The organism is Bradyrhizobium sp. 61 (assembly GCF_023073075.1).
In the GTDB taxonomy this organism is placed as follows: Bacteria; Pseudomonadota; Alphaproteobacteria; order Rhizobiales; family Xanthobacteraceae; genus Bradyrhizobium; species Bradyrhizobium barranii.
In genome coordinates, this window is record NZ_JADPIU010000041.1 from 37,343 (window position 1) to 54,225 (window position 16,883).

The following is a 16,883-nucleotide window of genomic DNA, read 5'->3' on the forward strand; positions in this document are numbered from 1 at the left end:
CAGTGAGAAGAAGATGCCGGCGTGAAGTCATGAGGTAGCTGCCACTACCAGACGCGAGTCGACTTCTTCCAGCCGATCGGCCGGGTCTAGGGATTTCAGCGCTGGATGCGCGTTGCGCTCATGCACATGGGACTTCGGCGTACGGTCGATCAGGAGGCTGAGCAGTTCCGGGCGGCTGTAGTGACCGCGCGAGTCCATCAGGCGCTTGCGCTTGTCGATAGCCCAGAAATCGAGATCGGCGATGACCTCGCCTTCGCCCGATCGCAGCGGCGCGCCCATCAATGCGCCCTCTGGAGAGACGATCGCGGTGAAGCAGCCGCTAGAGATCGGCTCGATGCTGCAGCCGGTATCCTTCATGATCTGAGCTTGCTGCTCAGCGTTCAGCCAGGCGGTCGCACAGACCACGAAACACCCGGCCTCCAGTGCGTGCTGGCGAATATTGACTGAAATCTGCTCGGAGAAACCGTCACCGGCGAACGAGCCAGGATACATAGCGGAGTGAATCTGCTCGCCGTCGGCCATCAAGGCGTAGCGGGCCAGCGGGTTGTAATGCTCCCAGCAGGCCAGTTGACCGATGCGCCCTATGGCGCTGTCGACACAGCGCAGCCCGGAGCCATCGCCCTGACCCCAGACCATGCGTTCATGATAGGTCGGAGAAATCTTGCGACGGTGCTGGATGAGTGTGCCGTCGGCATCGAACAGGAGTTGCGCGTTATAGATCGTGCCGCCATCGCGCTCGTTGACGCCGACGGAGACGACCATGCCGGCTTGCTTTGCGGCCTCACCGATAGCCCTGGTGGCGTCAGACGGCACGGTCACGGCCTGATCGAGCAACTTGTAGTGCTCCGCGCCCATAAGGTAGGGCGCTTCGACGAAGGAAAAATAGGGGTAGTAAGAAATGACCGTTTCCGGGAAGGTCGCGAACTGGACGCCTTGGCGCCCAAGCTTGATGATTTTCTTGACCACTTTGCCAACAGTGCCTTCCCGGCTGTAGAGAACGGGACTGATCTGCACGGCCGCGGCTTTGACAACAGGCATCGTGGCGGGTCCTTTTTGGCGGGTTGTTGATGTAATCTTTGGTCCCCGACATGGCTTCACCATACCCCGGTCGACCTCAATCGGTTGGCGATGGAACCTGGAGCGCCACCAAGCTCACAACGAAACCCGCGGATCGCTTTGCGAACCCGGAGGTTCGGCGATGAGCATGGCGAGCGGCGCAAGCGGCCCGAGAGCGATCAACTCGAATTCCATCATTCCGGCGACGCCGAGTGGAAGCTTCTCCAGGAGTTCGTGCGCCTCTGCCGTGCTGGTGGCGTTCACGATGAAGACGACGCCGCGGCCCTCTGTCTGGGAGAACCACTGCTCGATTTTTCCAGCGAGATGATTGCGAACCGTGGCGCGAACCTCATGGGGCGATCGCCTCGGGTGTGCCCTTCGCCGTGACCGAGCCGATCGCCAGGATCTTGGTTGTCGGAGCGACAACGGCGGCGAGCGCGGGCAATATCTCGGCATGGACGCGCGGATTCTTGACGTCAGGCATTTTACTGCTTGCTCTCGGCATATCGGTAGGGGGACCACGAACGACTTCGCAGTATCCGTAAAAAGCATCCGAAGCGGAGCGATCGGGTAGTCACGAAGCTACGAATGCGGTCTGACGGAGTCTGGGGCGCTACCAAGTTCCCAACGCGGTTTGCGGATCGCATCACGAACGCGGAGGCTCACCGATGAGCATGGCGAGCGGCGCAAGCGGGCCGAGAGCGATCAGCTCGAATTCCATCATGCCGGCCACACCAAGAGGAAGCTTCTCTAGGAGTTCGTGCGCTTCCGCAGTGCTGGTCGCGTTCACGATGAAGACGACGCCGTAGCCCTCCGTCTGGAAGAACCACTGCTCGATCTTTCCAGCGAGATGATTGCGGACCGTCGCACGAACCTCATGGGGCAGGACCGGTGCGATTGCCGCGGGCGTGCCCTTGGCCGTGACCGACCCGATCGCCAGGATCTTGGTCGTCGGAACGACGACGGCGGCAAGCGCGGGCAGTATCTCGGCATGAACGCGCGGATTCTTGTTGTCGGGCATTTTGCTAATTCCTTTTGATAGATTGGTCCGGAGCGCCGCGAACTACTTCGCAGGCTCGGTCAAAAGCACGCGAAGCGGCGCGATCGGGCCGAGCGGGATGATCTGAAATTCCATCATCCCCGCCTGGCCGAAAGGAAACCTGCCCAGCAGTTCCAGAGCCTCCTTCGGATCGGTGACGTTCATCATGAACACGACACCGCTCTGGTCCTGCTTGAGGTACCATTGGTCGATTCTCCCAGCGAGATAGAGCCGTACGGTGTCGCGCACTTCAGAAGGAAGGAGCGGCTTCCACTGGTCCGGCGTCCCTTTGGCTGTGAAGGTCCGATCGCCAGCAGCTTGGTGGTCGGTACGTCAAGGCCCGAAGATGGTGCCGACTGAGCGGACGAAGTGGCCGGGCTGATCGCTACGAACATCGCGACGAGGGCGCCGAAGCAGGCGAGCCTGGTCATGCGGGTCGCGTTCACAGCGAGCTTGTCGAGGACGCGGCTCATGACAGCATCGCCTTCGCCACTTGCGCGGGCTCGTCGGCCTGCAGCCAATGACCTGCCGGTATGACGGTGAGGGACGCATTCTTGAGCTGAGACTGGCGCCGCTCGGCCATGGCGGCGGGGAAGTAAGGATCGTACCGTCCCCAGATCAGCTTGACTGGAATATCCAGCGTCTTGAGCGCCGTCAGATGCTTTGCGTTTCGGGCATGTTCATCGAAGAATTCCGCCGCCAACTGGACGAAGGCAGGACCGGCGCCAGGTTGGACGATAAAGTTGTCGCTGATCAGCGGACCGATGAACGCGCTGAAATGGGACTTTTGCGCCTCGGGCAAAGAATCCAGGAATTTCTTCTGCTGCCATCTCAGCAGCCAGCCAAACTGTTCGGGGCTCTGGGCGATCGCCATGGCCAGGGGCTGCATGCTCCGGGTCGCGAACAGCGTGATCATCTCGGGCCAAAGAACCGTGGAGTCCTCGCTATAGGCCGAGTTGAGCATGATCGCGGAATCGACACCGTCCGAATGGGTGAGCGCGTAGTTGAGCGCCGCCATCCCCGAGGAATCGTGAGCGACCGGGACGATCGTCCCCAGACCCAGACCCAGACCCTCGACCACCGCTTCAAGGTCGCCAAGTTGCTGCTTAAAGCTATAGACGGTGCCGGCGGGCTTGTCGGAGGCGCCAAGGCCCAAAAAATCGAACGTCACCACGCGCCGCCCGCTGGCGACCAAGTGCGGAATCAGGTCGTCCCAGATGTGCAGATTGTCGGGGAAGCCGTGCATGAGTACGAAGGCCGGGCCAGAACCCGCATAATCTCGAGCGTAGACTTTTCCTTCGCCCCTAGAAATGCGATGCTCGACGAAGGCGGCGTGATCGGAAGACATGCATCATCCTTTCTTCCTCACGGAAGCGCTGACATGGGTGTCGCTTAGCGGCGAGGAGCCAGTGCGAGATTTGTTGCTCGGACTCTAGCGATTACGGCGGGGCTGACGTAGGTCGTTCTTGCCACCATTCGTGCCACAGGAGCGAAAATGCATCGGGTCGGTTTCATCGTGCCGCAACGGTTTCAGCTGATGAGCCTTGCGGCTCTGACGGCATTCGAAATCGTCAATCTGCCTCCCGCCGACCAGCGCTACGACATCCATTTGTTGTCAGAGCATGGCGGTCCGGTTCGGTCTTCGTCAGGAATGACGCTGCAAACCGAGGCGTTCGGAGATCCCGCCTTCGACACAGTTATCGTGGGTTCGATCACCGAGATGGACATGCCTTCGTCCGATGCGACCATGATCGCGTTCGTGCAGGAGGCAGCCAAAGCATCCAGGCGGATCGCCTCGATCTGCAGCGGCGCGTTTGTGCTGGCTGAAGCGGGCCTTCTGAATGGTCGACGCGCGACGATGCATTGGGCTCATGCAGATAGTTTCAGGGCTCGGTTCCCGGATGTCAGGGCGGAGGAGGACCGCATCTACATCAATGACGGACCGGTCTGGACTTCGGCGGGAATGACCGCGGGGATCGACCTCGTTCTGGCGTTGATCGATAATGATCTCGGTCCCGAAGCCGCGAAAATGGTCGCTAGGCTTCTGGTCATGAACCAGCGTCGGATGGGTGGACAAAAACAGCATTCCGCACTCCTTGATATGACGCCGAAGTCCGATCGCATCGAATTGGTCCTGGCGCACATCCGCCAAAATTTGCAGAACCCATTGACGATCGAAGAGCTTGCGGCGGTCGCCAACCTGAGCCCCCGCCAGTTCAGCCGCGCCTTTCTGGCTGAGACCGGCCAGTCACCAGCAAAAGCCGTGGAGCGGCTCCGGCTGGAGGCCGCCAGGTTCATGATCGAAGAGGGACGGCACACGGTTAACGTCGTGGCGCGGGAAACGGGCTTTGTGGACCGAGAACGCATGCGTCGCGCGTTCCTCCGGACCTTCGGCGTGCCACCGGAGATATTGCGCAGGAACGCTCGACGGGAGGCGGTGGCGGCTGCCTGACTTGGGCTATAAAAAATGTAGGCTTGAGTCTGGCTCTCAATGCGGGGCCGAACGGCGCTCTCGGCCATCCGGCCCGTGCGTGAGCATCCGGGTTCGACAGCAGAGCATGCCTCCTGGATGATACCCGTCTGGACTATCATCCACATTTCGGACAGTAGGAGCAGCCATGCATCGGGTAGGTCTCATTGTCCCGCACGACTTCCAGCTCTTGAGTCTTGCGCCCATGACGGCATTCGAAATGACGGGATTCGGGCTTGCGAAGCCGCCTCCGGCCGATACCCACTATGACCTCCATCTGTTGTCAGAGCACGGCGGTCCCGTTCGATCTTCCTGTGGTTTGACCGTTGACACCGAAGCATTCGGCGATCCGGCTTTTGATACAATTATTGTCGGCGCGATCACCGCGTTCGAAATGGCCCCATCGAGCGCAAACTTGATTGCCTTCGTGCAAGAAGCTGCGAGGGCGTCGAGGCGCACCGCTTCATTTTGCAACGGGGCGTTTGTTCTCGCTGAAGCCGGACTTCTTGATGGTCGCCGTGCGACAACGCATTGGATTCAAGCGGCAAGTTTCAAGGCTCGGTTTCCGGATGTCAGGATGGAGGAGGACCGGATCTACATCAATGACGGTCCGATCTGGACGTCGGCTGGAATGACCGCAGGAATCGACCTTGTCCTAGCGATGATCGATAAGGACCTGGGTCCCGAAGTTGCGAAGGTCGCTGCCAAGCTTATGGTCATTAATCAACGTCGGATGGGCGGACAAACACAGCATTCCGCTCTCCTCGACATGACGCCGAAATCCGATCGCATAGAATTGGTCGTGGCGTACATCCGTCAAAATCTGCGGAATCCGCTCACAATCGAGGAGCTTGCGGCCGTCGCCAACCTCAGCCCTCGTCAGTTCAGCCGCTCTTTTCTGGCCGAGACGGGTCAGCCCCCGGCGAAGGCTGTCGAGCGACTTCGGCTGGAAGCTGCCAGGTTCATGATGGAGGAAGGGCGGCACACGGTTAACGTCGTAGCGCAGGAAGCGGGTTTTGCTGACCGCGAACGCATGCGGCGGGCGTTTCTCCGGGCCTTCGGTGTGCCCCCGGAGGTGTTGCGCAGGATTGCTCGACGGGAGGCGGTGGCGACTGCCTGACTTTGGGTCTGGCCGAGGTTTTCTGTCAGGATTGGCATCTACGGAGCGCATTCTCTTTGGGGATAAGTCGCCTGCAACCCCACTAAGCGCCGATTATACCTAGGCGGCCAAGCGGCGATCCTCTTCGCCGTCTTCGTGGTCGCCGTTGGATGCCTTCTTTAAGAAGCGGGCCAGCGCGGCTTTTCGTGAATCGCGGTCCAACGCGTAGGCGGTTTGCTTGAATTCGATGCCGTCAAGGAGCCCCTGAATATAGCCCGAGATGGTGTCCGCAGCCATGATGAGCGCGGTGTCAAGCGTATGGATGTACTTGCTCGTCACCGAACCTTTGGCATGACCGACCAGAGCCGCGATGGTCACCTCGGTAAAGCCGAGATCGTTGGCCATGCTCGCGAAGCTGTGACGGAGGACGTGCGGCGTCACATCGGATAGCGGGGAGTCCTTGAAGATATGCTTCCAATGGCTCGGGAAACTGCCGAACGCGTTGTCCTCGCCCTGCCCCGGGAAAACAAATGTGCCGACATGGTCGGTGCGACGCTGCTCGAGATATTCGACGACAGGCAATCCTACGGGGCGGATCGATTCACCTTCCTTACTGTCCTCCAGTCGCAAACAACTCGCCTCGGTATCAGCCTCCGTCCATTTCAAGCCGATCATTTCGCTTCGCCGGGAGCCGGTCAGCGCAATCTGACGGACAATGTCCCCGATCGTGGTGTATTTCTGCTGCTTGGCGGCGTCGCGGAGCATCCGACCGAGTATTCGATACTCCGCCTCCGACAGTCGACGCTTTCGCACATTGTCCTTTGGCTTGCGGATACCATGGGCCGGGTTGCTCTCGATGATCCCTGCTTCGACGGCGTAGGTAAGGATGCCGCCGAGAAGGCCCACGGTACGCGTGGCCGTTCCAGCGCCGCCCCGGACGATGGCCTTGCCGCGCAGCTTCTTAGTCTTGACCGACACCCGGGTCTTTCCGGCCATGATGTCCTTGAGGACCTTGTTGATGTCGGTCTTGGTGAGATCCTTGACCCGCCTGGTTCCTAGGAGCGGAATGATGTGCCGCTCAATGCGGCCCGTGTCTGTGGTGATCGTTGAGGCCTTCTTCGGTCGCCCGCCTTTCCCAAGGATGAGGCCGGCCTGCAGATCCGCGAGATAGCGGGTGCACAGCTCCCTCACAGTGATCGCCTTGTGATCGAGTTGGCGATCTTCGACGGGATCATCACCCCCAGCGACCCGGCCGAGTTGCACCCTTGCCTCTCGGCGTGCCGTCTCTGGTGCCCAGGCTCCGTGAAGCCCAATTGTGTATCGACGAGACCGACCTCTCGATCGATACTGGATGACGTAGCTGCGCTTTCCGGAGCTAAAAACCCGGAGTCCAAAGCCCGGTAGCTCGTCGTCCCAGATGAGGTAGTCCTTCTCTCGGGCATCCGCCGCCTCGACAACCCTCTTCGTGATCTTGACCATGACGTTCCTTCGTTCCAGGCGCGATCTCCCAAGTAAGCAACGCGTAAGCAGGCGGGAGAAAATCGGTGCGGGGTTTCGGATAGGAACGTCGCTGTTGTTGTTGAGAATACCCAGTTGCTTCAGGTGGATAGCGTAGCATAGCGTGCCCTATCGCATTTTTCGGATGGGTACGTTATCTTGCTCCGAAGGCAGAGGTCACACCTTCGAACCGTGTCGGGCGCACGATGACCTGACGCCCTTTCCACCGGGAATGGGCAAAGCGGAGAAGCGAGTATTTACGCGATGGCTATTTCCGGCCCGATGCACCGCGGCCGGGCCGAACTCTTCGATCACGCCATCGGATGACGCGCGTTGTTGGTCAGCAAGAAATCAGATGGTCCGGTTGTATGTGCTGCCGGACATTACAGACGGCCAAAGCCCGCCTGAAACGTCATCCAGCGAGCTGTCGCCGAGCGCATCCTTATGCGAGTTTGACGAGATCTTTTGCTCGCTCACTTGCTGCCCAGTCGGAGCGCTGTTCGCTTGTTGATGCAACTTGTCGTCCGTCATCAAATGCTCCTTTGCTTGGTGCGCTTGAGGGGGAAAGGTACCGTTGGATTCGTTTGCGAGCGATACGGCAGATGTCGTACTTCGTCGTCGGTAAGCGGGAAATTCCGAAAGGCCCTGCCTCGACCTCAGGATTTGGCACCCTTCATCGCGACCTGCTCGACAAACTTGAGCAGACGGTCAAATCGCTCGCCTGCCACCGACACCTGATCGAGGACGCCAGGATCAAGCTCATCCTTCAGGCGTATCGCTTCGTCACCCAGTCCATGGTCCTGCTCGCCGTAGGCCATCCTGCGCTCGGTGGCCCGCAGGCGATCCGACAGCAGGATTGCGAGAGCGCGATAAAATCGGCTGGCGAACGCGTGGTCTCCCGCGAGCTTCCGGAGCAGGATTTTCTTGTCGAGAAAAAGGGCGACGGAATCGATCTTCGCAGCAACCGTGGCCGAGGGCGGCACCGAATCGACCAGCGACATCTCGCCAATGAAGTCACCGGCCTCGAGCTGGGCGATCTCACCGGCGCCGGACACGCTCACGCCCATCCTTCCCTGCAACAGCAGGACCATCGCGTCGATCGGCACGCCCTCCCGGATCAAGACTTCCTGTCGTCCAATTCCGCGGCGGAAGCCGGTACGCGCCATCCAGTCGATGTCGGAATCATTCAGCACGCCAAATATGAAGAGGACCTTGCGCATATCGGCTCCCTAAGCCAGTTGACGTTCTGCGAAATCCGTAAACAGGCCCGGCTGCGCCATCAGCTCGCCAAAGGTGCCGGTCTGTACGATCCTCCCACCACCCAGGACGACAATCCGGTCCGCCGACTGAACGGTGCTGAGCCGGTGTGCGATGACGATGCGAGTCAGATTGAGCCGCGATATCGAATCGCTGACAACGGCCTGGGTCCGATTGTCGAGCGCGCTGGTCGCCTCATCCATCAGCAGGAGCTTCGGCCCGTGGGCAAGCGCCCGCGCGATCAGCAGTCGCTGGCGTTGACCGCCCGAAAGCGTGCTGATGCCTTCGGCAATGATCGTTTGCATGCCCATGGGCATGGTTTCGATGTCGGCATCGAGTCCCGCCAGCCGTGCAATCTCCCAGGCGCGGTCAATCGACAGTTGGGCTCCGCCGCAGATGTTGTCATAGATGCTGCCGGATGCGAGCCTGGAATTCTGCAGCACGACACCGGCCTTCCGACGCAGCAGTCCAATGTCGATAGTCTCGAGTGACTTACCGTCGACAAAAATTACGCCCGCTTGAGGCTTCTCGAAGCCGAGCAGCAGACGGAAAAGTGTCGATTTCCCGCTTCCCGACGGGCCGACAATGGCGAGGTACTCGCCTGCGCCGATGCTGAGGCTGATGTCGTCGAGAATCGGCGGCCCGTCGCCACCATAGCGGAACGACACATTGGCGAACTCGATCGCGCCGCTGATGTCGCCGACCGATTTCCGGTCGTCGCTGATTTCAGTCGCCGTCGAGATGATCGGCCGGAGCCGCTCGATCCTCGGGATGGCGACCAGCAGTTCGCCGACGGCCTGCGCCCACTCGCCGACCGCAGCGAGCGACAGGCCGAATGCCGCATAGAACGCGAGGAAGGTGCCGAGGTCGTGCTTGAGGCCAGACACATTCTCAGCCACCGCAAAGATCAGCAGCGTCGCCAATGGCGGAAATGCCGCTTCGAGGCTCTTCTGCAGATTTCGCGCGCGCTGCGACGTGACGAAATTGCGCTTCTGTTCGGCGAAGCGCTCGACCCAGATGGCCAGCGCGTGCATGGTCGCATTGGCGATCCGCAGTTTTCCGACGCCGGTGATAAACTGCAGAACCAATCCCTCCAGCAGTCCCTGCAGATGAAGGCTCTCGCGTTCATGCGACAGCCGGGCCAGACTGATCGCCACCACGATTGCGACGCGCAGCACGGCGAGTGCAGCAGCCAACATGCCAAGCCTGACATCGAGGTACAGCATCACGGCAAAACTGAAGAAGCAGGGTACCAGGGCCAAGCATCCGCGAATGACGCGGCCGGTGACGATCGTGCGCACGGCTTCGATCCCAAGCGCGCGGTCGCCGAGATCGCCGACGGAAAAGTCGCGGAAGAACGCGACCGGCATCCGCAGCAGACGGTCGACGACCGCCGCCTGAAACGCCCAATCCAGCCGGCTCTCGAGCCGGAGCATGGCGATCCCCTGCATCATCTGAAATCCGCCGGCGACCAAAGTCACGACAATGAGCGCGATGGTGCAGATCAGGAGCTGGTCGGCTTCCGCGCGCGGCAGCACGGAATCGATCAGAAGCTTGGTGACCAGGGGCGGCGCCAGCGCGAGAAGGCCGAGGCACAAGGTCGCCAGCATGATGCGCAGGAGATCGGCCCGAACCATCGCGGCGCCGAATGTGAAGAGATCGGGAACCATCAGGGCCCGCGACGGCAGCGGCCGATAGAACGTCACAGCTTCGGGAGCCAGCTCGGATGCGGTCGCCCGCGTCAGGTCGCGGCGCGTGCCGGCACCGGGATCGACGATGATGTGGCGACCGCTTGGCCCCGGCAGGACCGCGACAGCCCGTCGGTCTTCGCCGAGAAACGCAACGAACGGACCGGCGCTGTTTGTCCACCACTGCGCTCGCAGCAACAGGCGGCGGCTCCGCACCCGCGACGCCCTTGCGATGATCGTTGCGTTCGCGAGATCGTCGCTTCCGGACAGCATGCTGGCCGGAGCTTCGAGCGATATGCCCATGGCATCTCCGATCTCCCGGCAGGCGGCAAGCAGATGGCTGGCGCCAACCGTGCCGGACTGCGATCCGGCTTCGGCGGCGATGATCCCGGCAAGACGACCAACAACGCTTCTGGTCCGCATCCGGTTGAGATTCGAACGCTGGCGCAGGCGCTCGGCCTCCGCGACGGCGTCCTCGTCGATCCTGCGACGCAGGCTCTCCATCACGCGTGCATGGAATCGATCGAGGCCGGCCCATATCTCGGCAAGCGGAAACGCCCCGCTCTCCCGAACCGTCAGGGTGGCCTCCTCACGGGCGACGATCCACGTTCCCGGCGGCATGGGCACGGGGACGTCTGAGGCATCGCTCTCCGGCATCGCCATCACGCCGATGGTCCCGCGCTCGATCCCAATCCAGCCGACCCGCCGGCCGGACAACCGGAGAAACTCCGTCGACGCCAGGGTGTATTGCGATCCGATCGCGGCCTGCTGCACGAGTGCTCCTGCAGGGGAGGCTGCGATGAGTCCTGCGACCTGCGCAGTCCATGCGTCGATCCTGTCCCGATCCGCAAAACGGCCGCGACGACCGATCACGATCTCCGTCTCGAGACCGCCAACCGCAATAGCGGCAAGCGAATTGCCGCTCGCATCGCAGATACCGGGCAGGCCGAAAACGACGCCGCCCTGCTCGACCCGAAACAGATGATGCCGCCGGCTCGGCTCGCCCGCGGCAGTCTCCCTCACCGCAAAAATGTCGACATAGCCACGCACGACGTGAAGGACGCGATCGACGTCATTGATCGGCAGCGGTCGATGGCTCTCGAGCGCCACCGGGGCGGACGAGGCGTCTTCGCTCAAGGGCGGGATTTCGAGATGTGGAGGCTGATACGCACTGTTCATTCGGCCGATACCAGCTGGACATATTCGCCGCCCTCGGCAAGCAGCTCCTGATGCGTCCCCCGCTGCACGACCCGCCCGTTGTTCATCACCAGGATCTCGTCACAGTCGCGAATCGTGCTGAGCCGGTGGGCGACGATGATGCAGGTACAGCCCCTGCGCCGGAGATTATCGTCGATTGCCTTTTCGACGATCGGATCCAGCGCTGAAGTCGCCTCGTCGAGCACGATCACGGAAGGATTGCCCACCAGCGCCCGCGCGATTTCAAGCCGTTGTCGCTGGCCGCCGCTGAAATTCCTGCCGTCCTCGGCAATCTGGCAATCGTAATTGCCGGCGCGGACAGCGACTTCCTCATGGATCACCGCATCTTTCAGCGCGCGCGACACGCTGGCTTCGGGCACGGTGTCGTCCCAGAGCGTGAGGTTATCGCGGGCGGTCGCTTCGAACAGCAGGATCTCCTGATCGACATAGGCGACCGAGTTGGTGAAGATCTCCTGGGGAATCTCCGCAAGTGGCCAGCCGTCGATGCAGATGTCGCCGGACCACGGCCGGTAGAGCCCGCTGATCAACCGTCCGATCGTGGATTTGCCGCTGCCAGATGACCCGATCAGGGCCACCCGGCGGCCGGGCTCGACGACCAGCGAGAAATCCTCAATCAGCGGCGGCTCGAGCGCGGAATAGCCGAACGAAATATCCTTGAGCTCGACCCGGCCCGAGAGCTTCGGCGGCATGCCTGCCGGCGCGTGCTCAATCGGCACCAAGGGACGGGCGGGATAGTTGAAGACGTCCTCGATCCGGAACAAATTGCCCTTGATGGTAAGGAACGCAGTGGTCTGCTGTACGAGCGCGTTGACCGGCTCGACCAGGCTCGCAAGCAGCGCCTGCAGCGCGACGAGGCCGCCGATGGTCAATGCGCCATCGACTATCCGTAAGCCGCCCACGCCCAGCACGACCGCGATGGTCAATCCAGTCAGGAAGATCGGGCAGGCGTCCAGGAAAGTCGAGTAGACGCCGAGATCGCGCTCGGCGTTCAGGACTTTTGCCTGAAATCCCGCCCAGCGCGCGAAGGCGTCATCCTCCAGACCGCCGGCCTTGATGGTTTCGATCGTGCGGATGATCTCGATGGTGCTTCCGTTCAGCTTGGCCCGTTCGATGACGAGCTTGCGGTTGAAGTCCTCGCGCTGGCGCGCAACCAGCCTGAGAACGACGACATTGAGCAGAGCCATGGCGACGCTGATCGCGGCCAGAAGGCCGTCGTAGAACGCCATCGTGATGGCGATGAAGATGACCGAGACCAGATTCAGCGCATTGGCGGCCACCCCGTTCGAAAGGAGCTGGGCGATCTGTTCGCTGGCAGCGACGCGGTTGGCGAGATCGCCCGAATGCCGTTGAGTGAAGAACTCCATCGGAAGGGTCAGGACGTGCCAGATCAACCGGCTGACCATCGTCACCGTGAGCTTGGTCTGGATGCGTAGGAGCAACGATTGTTGAAACGCGGTCATCAGCGCCCGCGCCAGCGCGGTGATCCCCATGCCGATCAATAAAGGCGTGAACCAGCCCTCGGCGCGCTTGATCAACACGTCATCGACAAAGATCTTCGCGAATGCCGGGACCAGTATGGCAGGCACCACGAGCGCCATGCTGAGTGCAACCAGCAGCACCACCGCCCCGAATGAATTCGACAGTTGCCGCAGCAGCAGCGGAAAGAAATCGGGCTCGCGGCCGCCTGCCTTGAACCCGGGACCCGGCTCCATCGCCAGGACCACGCCGGTGAAGGCTGCGTCAAATTCCTCGTGGCCGACCTTGCGACGCCCGACGGAAGGGTCGTTGACATAGGCGCAATCCGAATCCAGCTTTTCCAGTACCACGAAATGATTGAAGTTCCAGTGGATGATCGAGGGCATCGGCAGCTCATGGAGCGTCGCCGGCTCCTTCCTGAAACCTTTTGCGGTCAATCCGAACTGTCGCGCAGCCTTCAGCACATTGCTGGCCTTGCTGCCGTCCCGCGAAACGCCACAGGCTTCGCGCAGCTTTTCCAGCGGCACCCAAAGACCGTGATAGGCCAGAATCATCGCGAGCGAGGCTGCGCCGCATTCCAGTGCTTCCATCTGGAACACCGTGGGGGTGACCCAGCGCCGTCGCATGCGGCCGATCTTGTTGCCGAGGCGATCGAGCAAACCCGGCCGGTTGTCAGCTTGATGCGATAACCCGGTCATGCACTGGTATTCCTAGCCACCAATGCCACTAAGCCGCTTCATCAGCGGGATCACCAGATCGATCGGCGGTTGCTCGCGCGTCGTGACTTCGGCGCGGGTCAACGTGCCGCTCGAGAGCAGGATCGGCGGCCCCTTGCCGGAGGTCCAGCGATACCCGCTGGCGGTAGAAGGATCGCGCTCCAGGGTCACCTTCGCCGCATAGGGCGCGCCGTCCTGCGAAAAGCGCTTCACCAGCGCGTCGTTGTGCAGGTCCGCCAACATGCCCTGCGGCGTCACAGGGAAATCCGAGACCGTCACCACCCTGCCGACAATCGCGCCGTATTCTTCCCGCTTGACGGTGGTCGGCTCGACACGAACCTCCATACCCGGCCTGATGTTCTTGCCGCGGTCCGGCGGCATATAGACGGTCGCCTCCAGAACCTGGCCCGCGGTCTCGATTTCCACGATCGGCGTCCCCGTTGTCAGCACGGCGCCGCCGGATACCTTGACCTCGACGACGCGGCCATCAGCGGGGCTGACGATCCGCGACCCCCGCTCCAGGTCGGCTGCAATCTGCTCGACCGTCCGCCTTGCATCGTTCACCTTGAATTCCGACTGCAGCCGATCGCGCTCACGCTGGCTCTGCAGATCCAGCCGCTGCGCGTTGAGCTTGAGGATGTCGTTCTTCGCGTCGGTGATGCGCTCCCGCGCATTGTTGAGCTCGACCCGGCGGTCCTCGAGATATCTGCGCGTGACGGTTCCGTTTGCCGCGGCAGGCTCGAGCTTGGCCACCTCGTCTGTGAGATAGGCGGTGCGCCGCTCGGCGGCCGCAATCACGTTGGCAAGGCCGGCTTCCTGAGCCGCATAATTCGCAAGCTTGGCATCGATCTCGCGCGAGATCGCCCCGGTGAGCTCGGCATGCTCGCGCTCGCGCTCGCGCAGGACGTCCCTCGCCTGCTGAAGCCGCTGCTCGGTCTCGGTCTGCGCGACCCGGGCAATCACCTGATCACGGCGGACCTCGTCGCCGATACCGACGTCGAGCGAGGCTAGCCTTCCACTGACCGCGGACACGGCGTCGACCAGGCGACCACCGCTGCTCAACAAAATGCCATCGCCGGACACGCGGGTCGGAATGCGGCCCAGCACGCTCCAGGCGAGCAGCACGGCAAGACCCAGCGCCAGCGCCGCTGCGGCCATCCAGTCGAACGGGCGCGTGACGCCGACGACATGATCGAGCTGTTCGGGATTCGAAAGCCGCTCGATGGCCGCGTCCCGAAAGATTCGCTCCGTCCCCCGCTTCACACAGGCTCCCGCAAATGCCGAACCCACTTCGGCTGGGCTCAAGTTGAGCCGGAATGCTTTCATCTTTTCAAGCAGGATATCGCCTGCCCGCGCTGGCAAATTCTTTGACCGCGCGCTTTTTGAAACCCAAACCTTCAGCTCGCAGCCTGGCATTCGTGCAGCCACGCCGAACTCGCTCATATCGGGCCACGCGAACAGCTTTTCGACATCGTCCGCTCGCTTTGGCCGCAGCCCGCCGCGTCATACGAAGCACAATGCCTGATTGGCAGGCATGGCTGTCTCGAGGCGGTCAAATGCCGCCGCCGCAATGGCGCACCAAAGGCAAAATGACCGACGCCCCGCGCGCGGGACCATCGGTCATCGCAAAGGCTCGGCAATATCCAAGCCGGTCACGCTATGAACCCTGAGGTCAGATAGTCGGAGGGACGACCGTGGTTTTAGTGGTGCTGCTCGGCCAAGCGCCCCCTGCTACATCGTCCAGGGAGCCCTCGCCGAGTGCATCCTTGTCAGACGTCGACGAGATCGTGTTCGCGGCGCCGTCCTTGGGCCTCTCACCAGGCTGGGCCTGCCCTGTCGGATTCGTGTCCTGCCCGTTGGTCATATTCAATCTCCATGTTTCATCCATGCTGATCGGGGCCCGACATTGCAACCCGCGCTCAATGCATGTTCGCTCTTCCAGGAATGGGTAGAGCGGACATGCCTATATCGAGATGGACCATTTCCGGACCGATGGGCGGCGGCAGAGGTGACCTCTTCGAGCCGTCGTCGGCTCAGGTGCCTTCTAGCCCCCCTTGCCAGTGGTAGTGAATGGCCGCCCAGAGCTGCCGCCTGAAACATCGTCCAGGGACTTATCGCCGAGCTCATCCTTTTCAGACGTCAACAACGTCTGGGAACTTCTGTCCTGAGCGGCGTCCGCGAGGCCCTCAGCTTCCCCTTGTTTATTCGCATCTTGCGCAACGGTCATATTCCATCTCCGGTTTCATCAATGCCAAGCGTCTCATGCGAATGCTCGAGACGACATTCGTCCCCATGACCGAGCTTCATATCTTTATCTCCGTCGCTGGGCGATACGGCAAATGCCGTATTTCGTCGTCGGTCAGGAGGCTAATGTCGAGACGCCCTGCGCCGCCGCAGGTGGCGGCGAAGTGTGAGATGTCCTGCCAGAAGCCACTCACACCTTTCCACAAAGCCCCCCTGCTAGATCACAAGGCAAAGTCCCGAAAACAGCAGCGAGCCCAGGATAATACGTTTGAAGGCTGATTCGTTGATCCGTCCGAACAGGACGATACCCACAGCCGTTCCAGCAGCTAAGGCGGGCAGAGAAATGCCAAAGTCGATCAAGACCTTTAACGAGAGGCTGTGGTGCGAAAGCATGAGAGCGAGGGCGAACAGTTGCATTACCCATATAAAGGGCTGAACCAGGCCGCGCTGCTGATTTTTGGGGAGACCATGGATGTCGCACCAGATCGCAGGAAGTGTGCCGGGCATCGCGGTCAACCCGCCGACCAGTCCCCCACCAAACCCTACCAGCACGTTCCGGCTCCGGCTCTCCATCCGACGCGAGAAGGCAGGCGTCGGCCGCAAGAAGGCATATGTCGCGTAAAGGGATAAGAGAGTTCCAAAACCCAGTCTGAAGATCCCGGTATCCACCTTCTGCAGGAGATAGACCGCGATCGGAATTCCTAATAGTCCACCAGCGATGAAAACGAGGCTGGTTTTCCATTGCATGCTCTTGCGTAGCGCAATCAGCGTGGCCGCTTGCACGGTGATGCTGCAAGCCATCATCAATGGCACAGCTTCCATGGGCGGAAAAACGTGTAGCAGGATGGCGCCGGCGACCGCCGAGAACGCAAACCCGGAAAGGCCGGACACGAACGCGCCCGCGAAAACCGCCCCACTCAGTACCAAATAGGCCGCTATGTCTGACATAGTACCGCTTCCTCAAAAATGGTGATCGTCGTCAAATGGCAGGACAACATGAGGTCGCCTGAACTCACTCGAGCGACAACGACCAATCCAACTAATCGCCGTGGATCGCCGTTGCTGCCATTTCGATGGGCCGAATACTCGACGCGTGATGCAGCACGTATCCCCCGACGACGTG

Annotated in this window: 15 protein-coding genes; 2 read left to right on the plus strand and 13 right to left on the minus strand. The window is 61.3% G+C overall.

Annotated features, from left to right (window positions below):
- Positions 1-27: 27 nt before the first annotated feature.
- The 6 genes from IVB46_RS12055 to IVB46_RS12075 all read right to left on the minus strand — a co-directional run bounded on the left by IVB46_RS12055 (position 28) and on the right by IVB46_RS12075 (position 3,443).
- A complete protein-coding gene (locus tag IVB46_RS12055) occupies positions 28-1,038 on the minus strand; it encodes a nitrilase-related carbon-nitrogen hydrolase (protein WP_247314891.1) in 1,011 nt (336 codons plus the stop codon).
- Between the two features lie 114 nt (positions 1,039-1,152).
- The gene (locus IVB46_RS12060; RefSeq protein WP_247314889.1) at positions 1,153-1,320 is read right to left on the minus strand and encodes a hypothetical protein; all 168 of its coding nucleotides are present in this window, start codon (positions 1,318-1,320) and stop codon (positions 1,153-1,155) included.
- A gap of 85 nt (positions 1,321-1,405) precedes the next feature.
- Complete coding sequence (locus tag IVB46_RS44860) at positions 1,406-1,540, minus strand: hypothetical protein (protein ID WP_256468594.1); 135 nt, start codon at positions 1,538-1,540, stop codon at positions 1,406-1,408.
- A 162-nt stretch (positions 1,541-1,702) separates the two neighbouring features.
- On the minus strand, positions 1,703-2,077 hold the full coding sequence (locus tag IVB46_RS12065) for a hypothetical protein (RefSeq protein ID WP_027568291.1): 375 nt from the start codon (positions 2,075-2,077) through the stop codon (positions 1,703-1,705).
- Positions 2,078-2,119: 42 nt separating this feature from the next.
- Positions 2,120-2,263: a hypothetical protein gene (locus IVB46_RS12070; RefSeq protein ID WP_247314888.1), complete on the minus strand. Its 144-nt coding sequence runs from the start codon at positions 2,261-2,263 to the stop codon at positions 2,120-2,122.
- Between the two features lie 301 nt (positions 2,264-2,564).
- Positions 2,565-3,443, minus strand: a complete 879-nt coding sequence (locus tag IVB46_RS12075) for an alpha/beta hydrolase (RefSeq protein WP_247314886.1) — start codon at positions 3,441-3,443, stop codon at positions 2,565-2,567.
- 147 nt (positions 3,444-3,590) lie between these two features.
- On the opposite strand from IVB46_RS12075, the gene IVB46_RS12080 reads away from it, so the two are divergent.
- Both IVB46_RS12080 and IVB46_RS12085 read left to right on the plus strand, forming a co-directional pair.
- On the plus strand, positions 3,591-4,547 hold the full coding sequence (locus tag IVB46_RS12080; protein WP_247314885.1) for a GlxA family transcriptional regulator: 957 nt from the start codon (positions 3,591-3,593) through the stop codon (positions 4,545-4,547).
- A 166-nt stretch (positions 4,548-4,713) separates the two neighbouring features.
- Positions 4,714-5,685: a GlxA family transcriptional regulator gene (locus IVB46_RS12085; RefSeq protein ID WP_247314884.1), complete on the plus strand. Its 972-nt coding sequence runs from the start codon at positions 4,714-4,716 to the stop codon at positions 5,683-5,685.
- 99 nt (positions 5,686-5,784) lie between these two features.
- Here IVB46_RS12085 and IVB46_RS12090 read toward each other — a convergent pair whose 3' ends face one another.
- The 7 genes from IVB46_RS12090 to IVB46_RS12120 all read right to left on the minus strand — a co-directional run bounded on the left by IVB46_RS12090 (position 5,785) and on the right by IVB46_RS12120 (position 16,708).
- Entirely contained in the window at positions 5,785-7,143 is a 1,359-nt protein-coding gene (locus IVB46_RS12090; protein WP_247314883.1) for a site-specific integrase, read from the minus strand.
- 369 nt (positions 7,144-7,512) lie between these two features.
- Positions 7,513-7,692 (minus strand): hypothetical protein, encoded by a 180-nt coding sequence (locus IVB46_RS12095; protein ID WP_247314882.1) that lies wholly within the window; start codon positions 7,690-7,692, stop codon positions 7,513-7,515.
- A 125-nt stretch (positions 7,693-7,817) separates the two neighbouring features.
- Entirely contained in the window at positions 7,818-8,327 is a 510-nt protein-coding gene (locus IVB46_RS12100) for a cyclic nucleotide-binding domain-containing protein (protein WP_247314881.1), read from the minus strand.
- Between the two features lie 63 nt (positions 8,328-8,390).
- Positions 8,391-11,243 (minus strand): NHLP bacteriocin export ABC transporter permease/ATPase subunit, encoded by a 2,853-nt coding sequence (locus IVB46_RS12105; protein ID WP_247314880.1) that lies wholly within the window; start codon positions 11,241-11,243, stop codon positions 8,391-8,393.
- A gap of 38 nt (positions 11,244-11,281) precedes the next feature.
- A complete protein-coding gene (locus IVB46_RS12110; RefSeq protein ID WP_247314879.1) occupies positions 11,282-13,498 on the minus strand; it encodes an NHLP family bacteriocin export ABC transporter peptidase/permease/ATPase subunit in 2,217 nt (738 codons plus the stop codon).
- 12 nt (positions 13,499-13,510) lie between these two features.
- Positions 13,511-14,779, minus strand: a complete 1,269-nt coding sequence (locus tag IVB46_RS12115) for an NHLP bacteriocin system secretion protein (protein ID WP_247314878.1) — start codon at positions 14,777-14,779, stop codon at positions 13,511-13,513.
- Positions 14,780-15,976: 1,197 nt separating this feature from the next.
- Positions 15,977-16,708, minus strand: a complete 732-nt coding sequence (locus IVB46_RS12120; protein ID WP_247314876.1) for a sulfite exporter TauE/SafE family protein — start codon at positions 16,706-16,708, stop codon at positions 15,977-15,979.
- Between the last annotated feature and the right edge of the window lie 175 nt (positions 16,709-16,883).

What these genes read in the sequence shown, in the direction of transcription:
- IVB46_RS12070 (WP_247314888.1), bottom strand. Translation starts at nt 2,263, where the DNA reads ATGATGAACGTCACCGATCCGAAGGAGGCTCTGGAACTGCTGGGCAGG.
- IVB46_RS12055 (WP_247314891.1), bottom strand. Translation starts at nt 1,038, where the DNA reads ATGCCTGTTGTCAAAGCCGCGGCCGTGCAGATCAGTCCCGTTCTCTAC.
- IVB46_RS12080 (WP_247314885.1), top strand. Translation starts at nt 3,591, where the DNA reads ATGCATCGGGTCGGTTTCATCGTGCCGCAACGGTTTCAGCTGATGAGC.
- IVB46_RS12100 (WP_247314881.1), bottom strand. Translation starts at nt 8,327, where the DNA reads ATGGCGCGTACCGGCTTCCGCCGCGGAATTGGACGACAGGAAGTCTTG.
- IVB46_RS12095 (WP_247314882.1), bottom strand. Translation starts at nt 7,692, where the DNA reads ATGACGGACGACAAGTTGCATCAACAAGCGAACAGCGCTCCGACTGGG.
- IVB46_RS44860 (WP_256468594.1), bottom strand. Translation starts at nt 1,540, where the DNA reads ATGCCTGACGTCAAGAATCCGCGCGTCCATGCCGAGATATTGCCCGCG.
- IVB46_RS12120 (WP_247314876.1), bottom strand. Translation starts at nt 16,708, where the DNA reads ATGTCAGACATAGCGGCCTATTTGGTACTGAGTGGGGCGGTTTTCGCG.
- IVB46_RS12075 (WP_247314886.1), bottom strand. Translation starts at nt 3,443, where the DNA reads ATGTCTTCCGATCACGCCGCCTTCGTCGAGCATCGCATTTCTAGGGGC.
- IVB46_RS12065 (WP_027568291.1), bottom strand. Translation starts at nt 2,077, where the DNA reads ATGCCCGACAACAAGAATCCGCGCGTTCATGCCGAGATACTGCCCGCG.
- IVB46_RS12110 (WP_247314879.1), bottom strand. Translation starts at nt 13,498, where the DNA reads ATGACCGGGTTATCGCATCAAGCTGACAACCGGCCGGGTTTGCTCGAT.
- IVB46_RS12090 (WP_247314883.1), bottom strand. Translation starts at nt 7,143, where the DNA reads ATGGTCAAGATCACGAAGAGGGTTGTCGAGGCGGCGGATGCCCGAGAG.
- IVB46_RS12085 (WP_247314884.1), top strand. Translation starts at nt 4,714, where the DNA reads ATGCATCGGGTAGGTCTCATTGTCCCGCACGACTTCCAGCTCTTGAGT.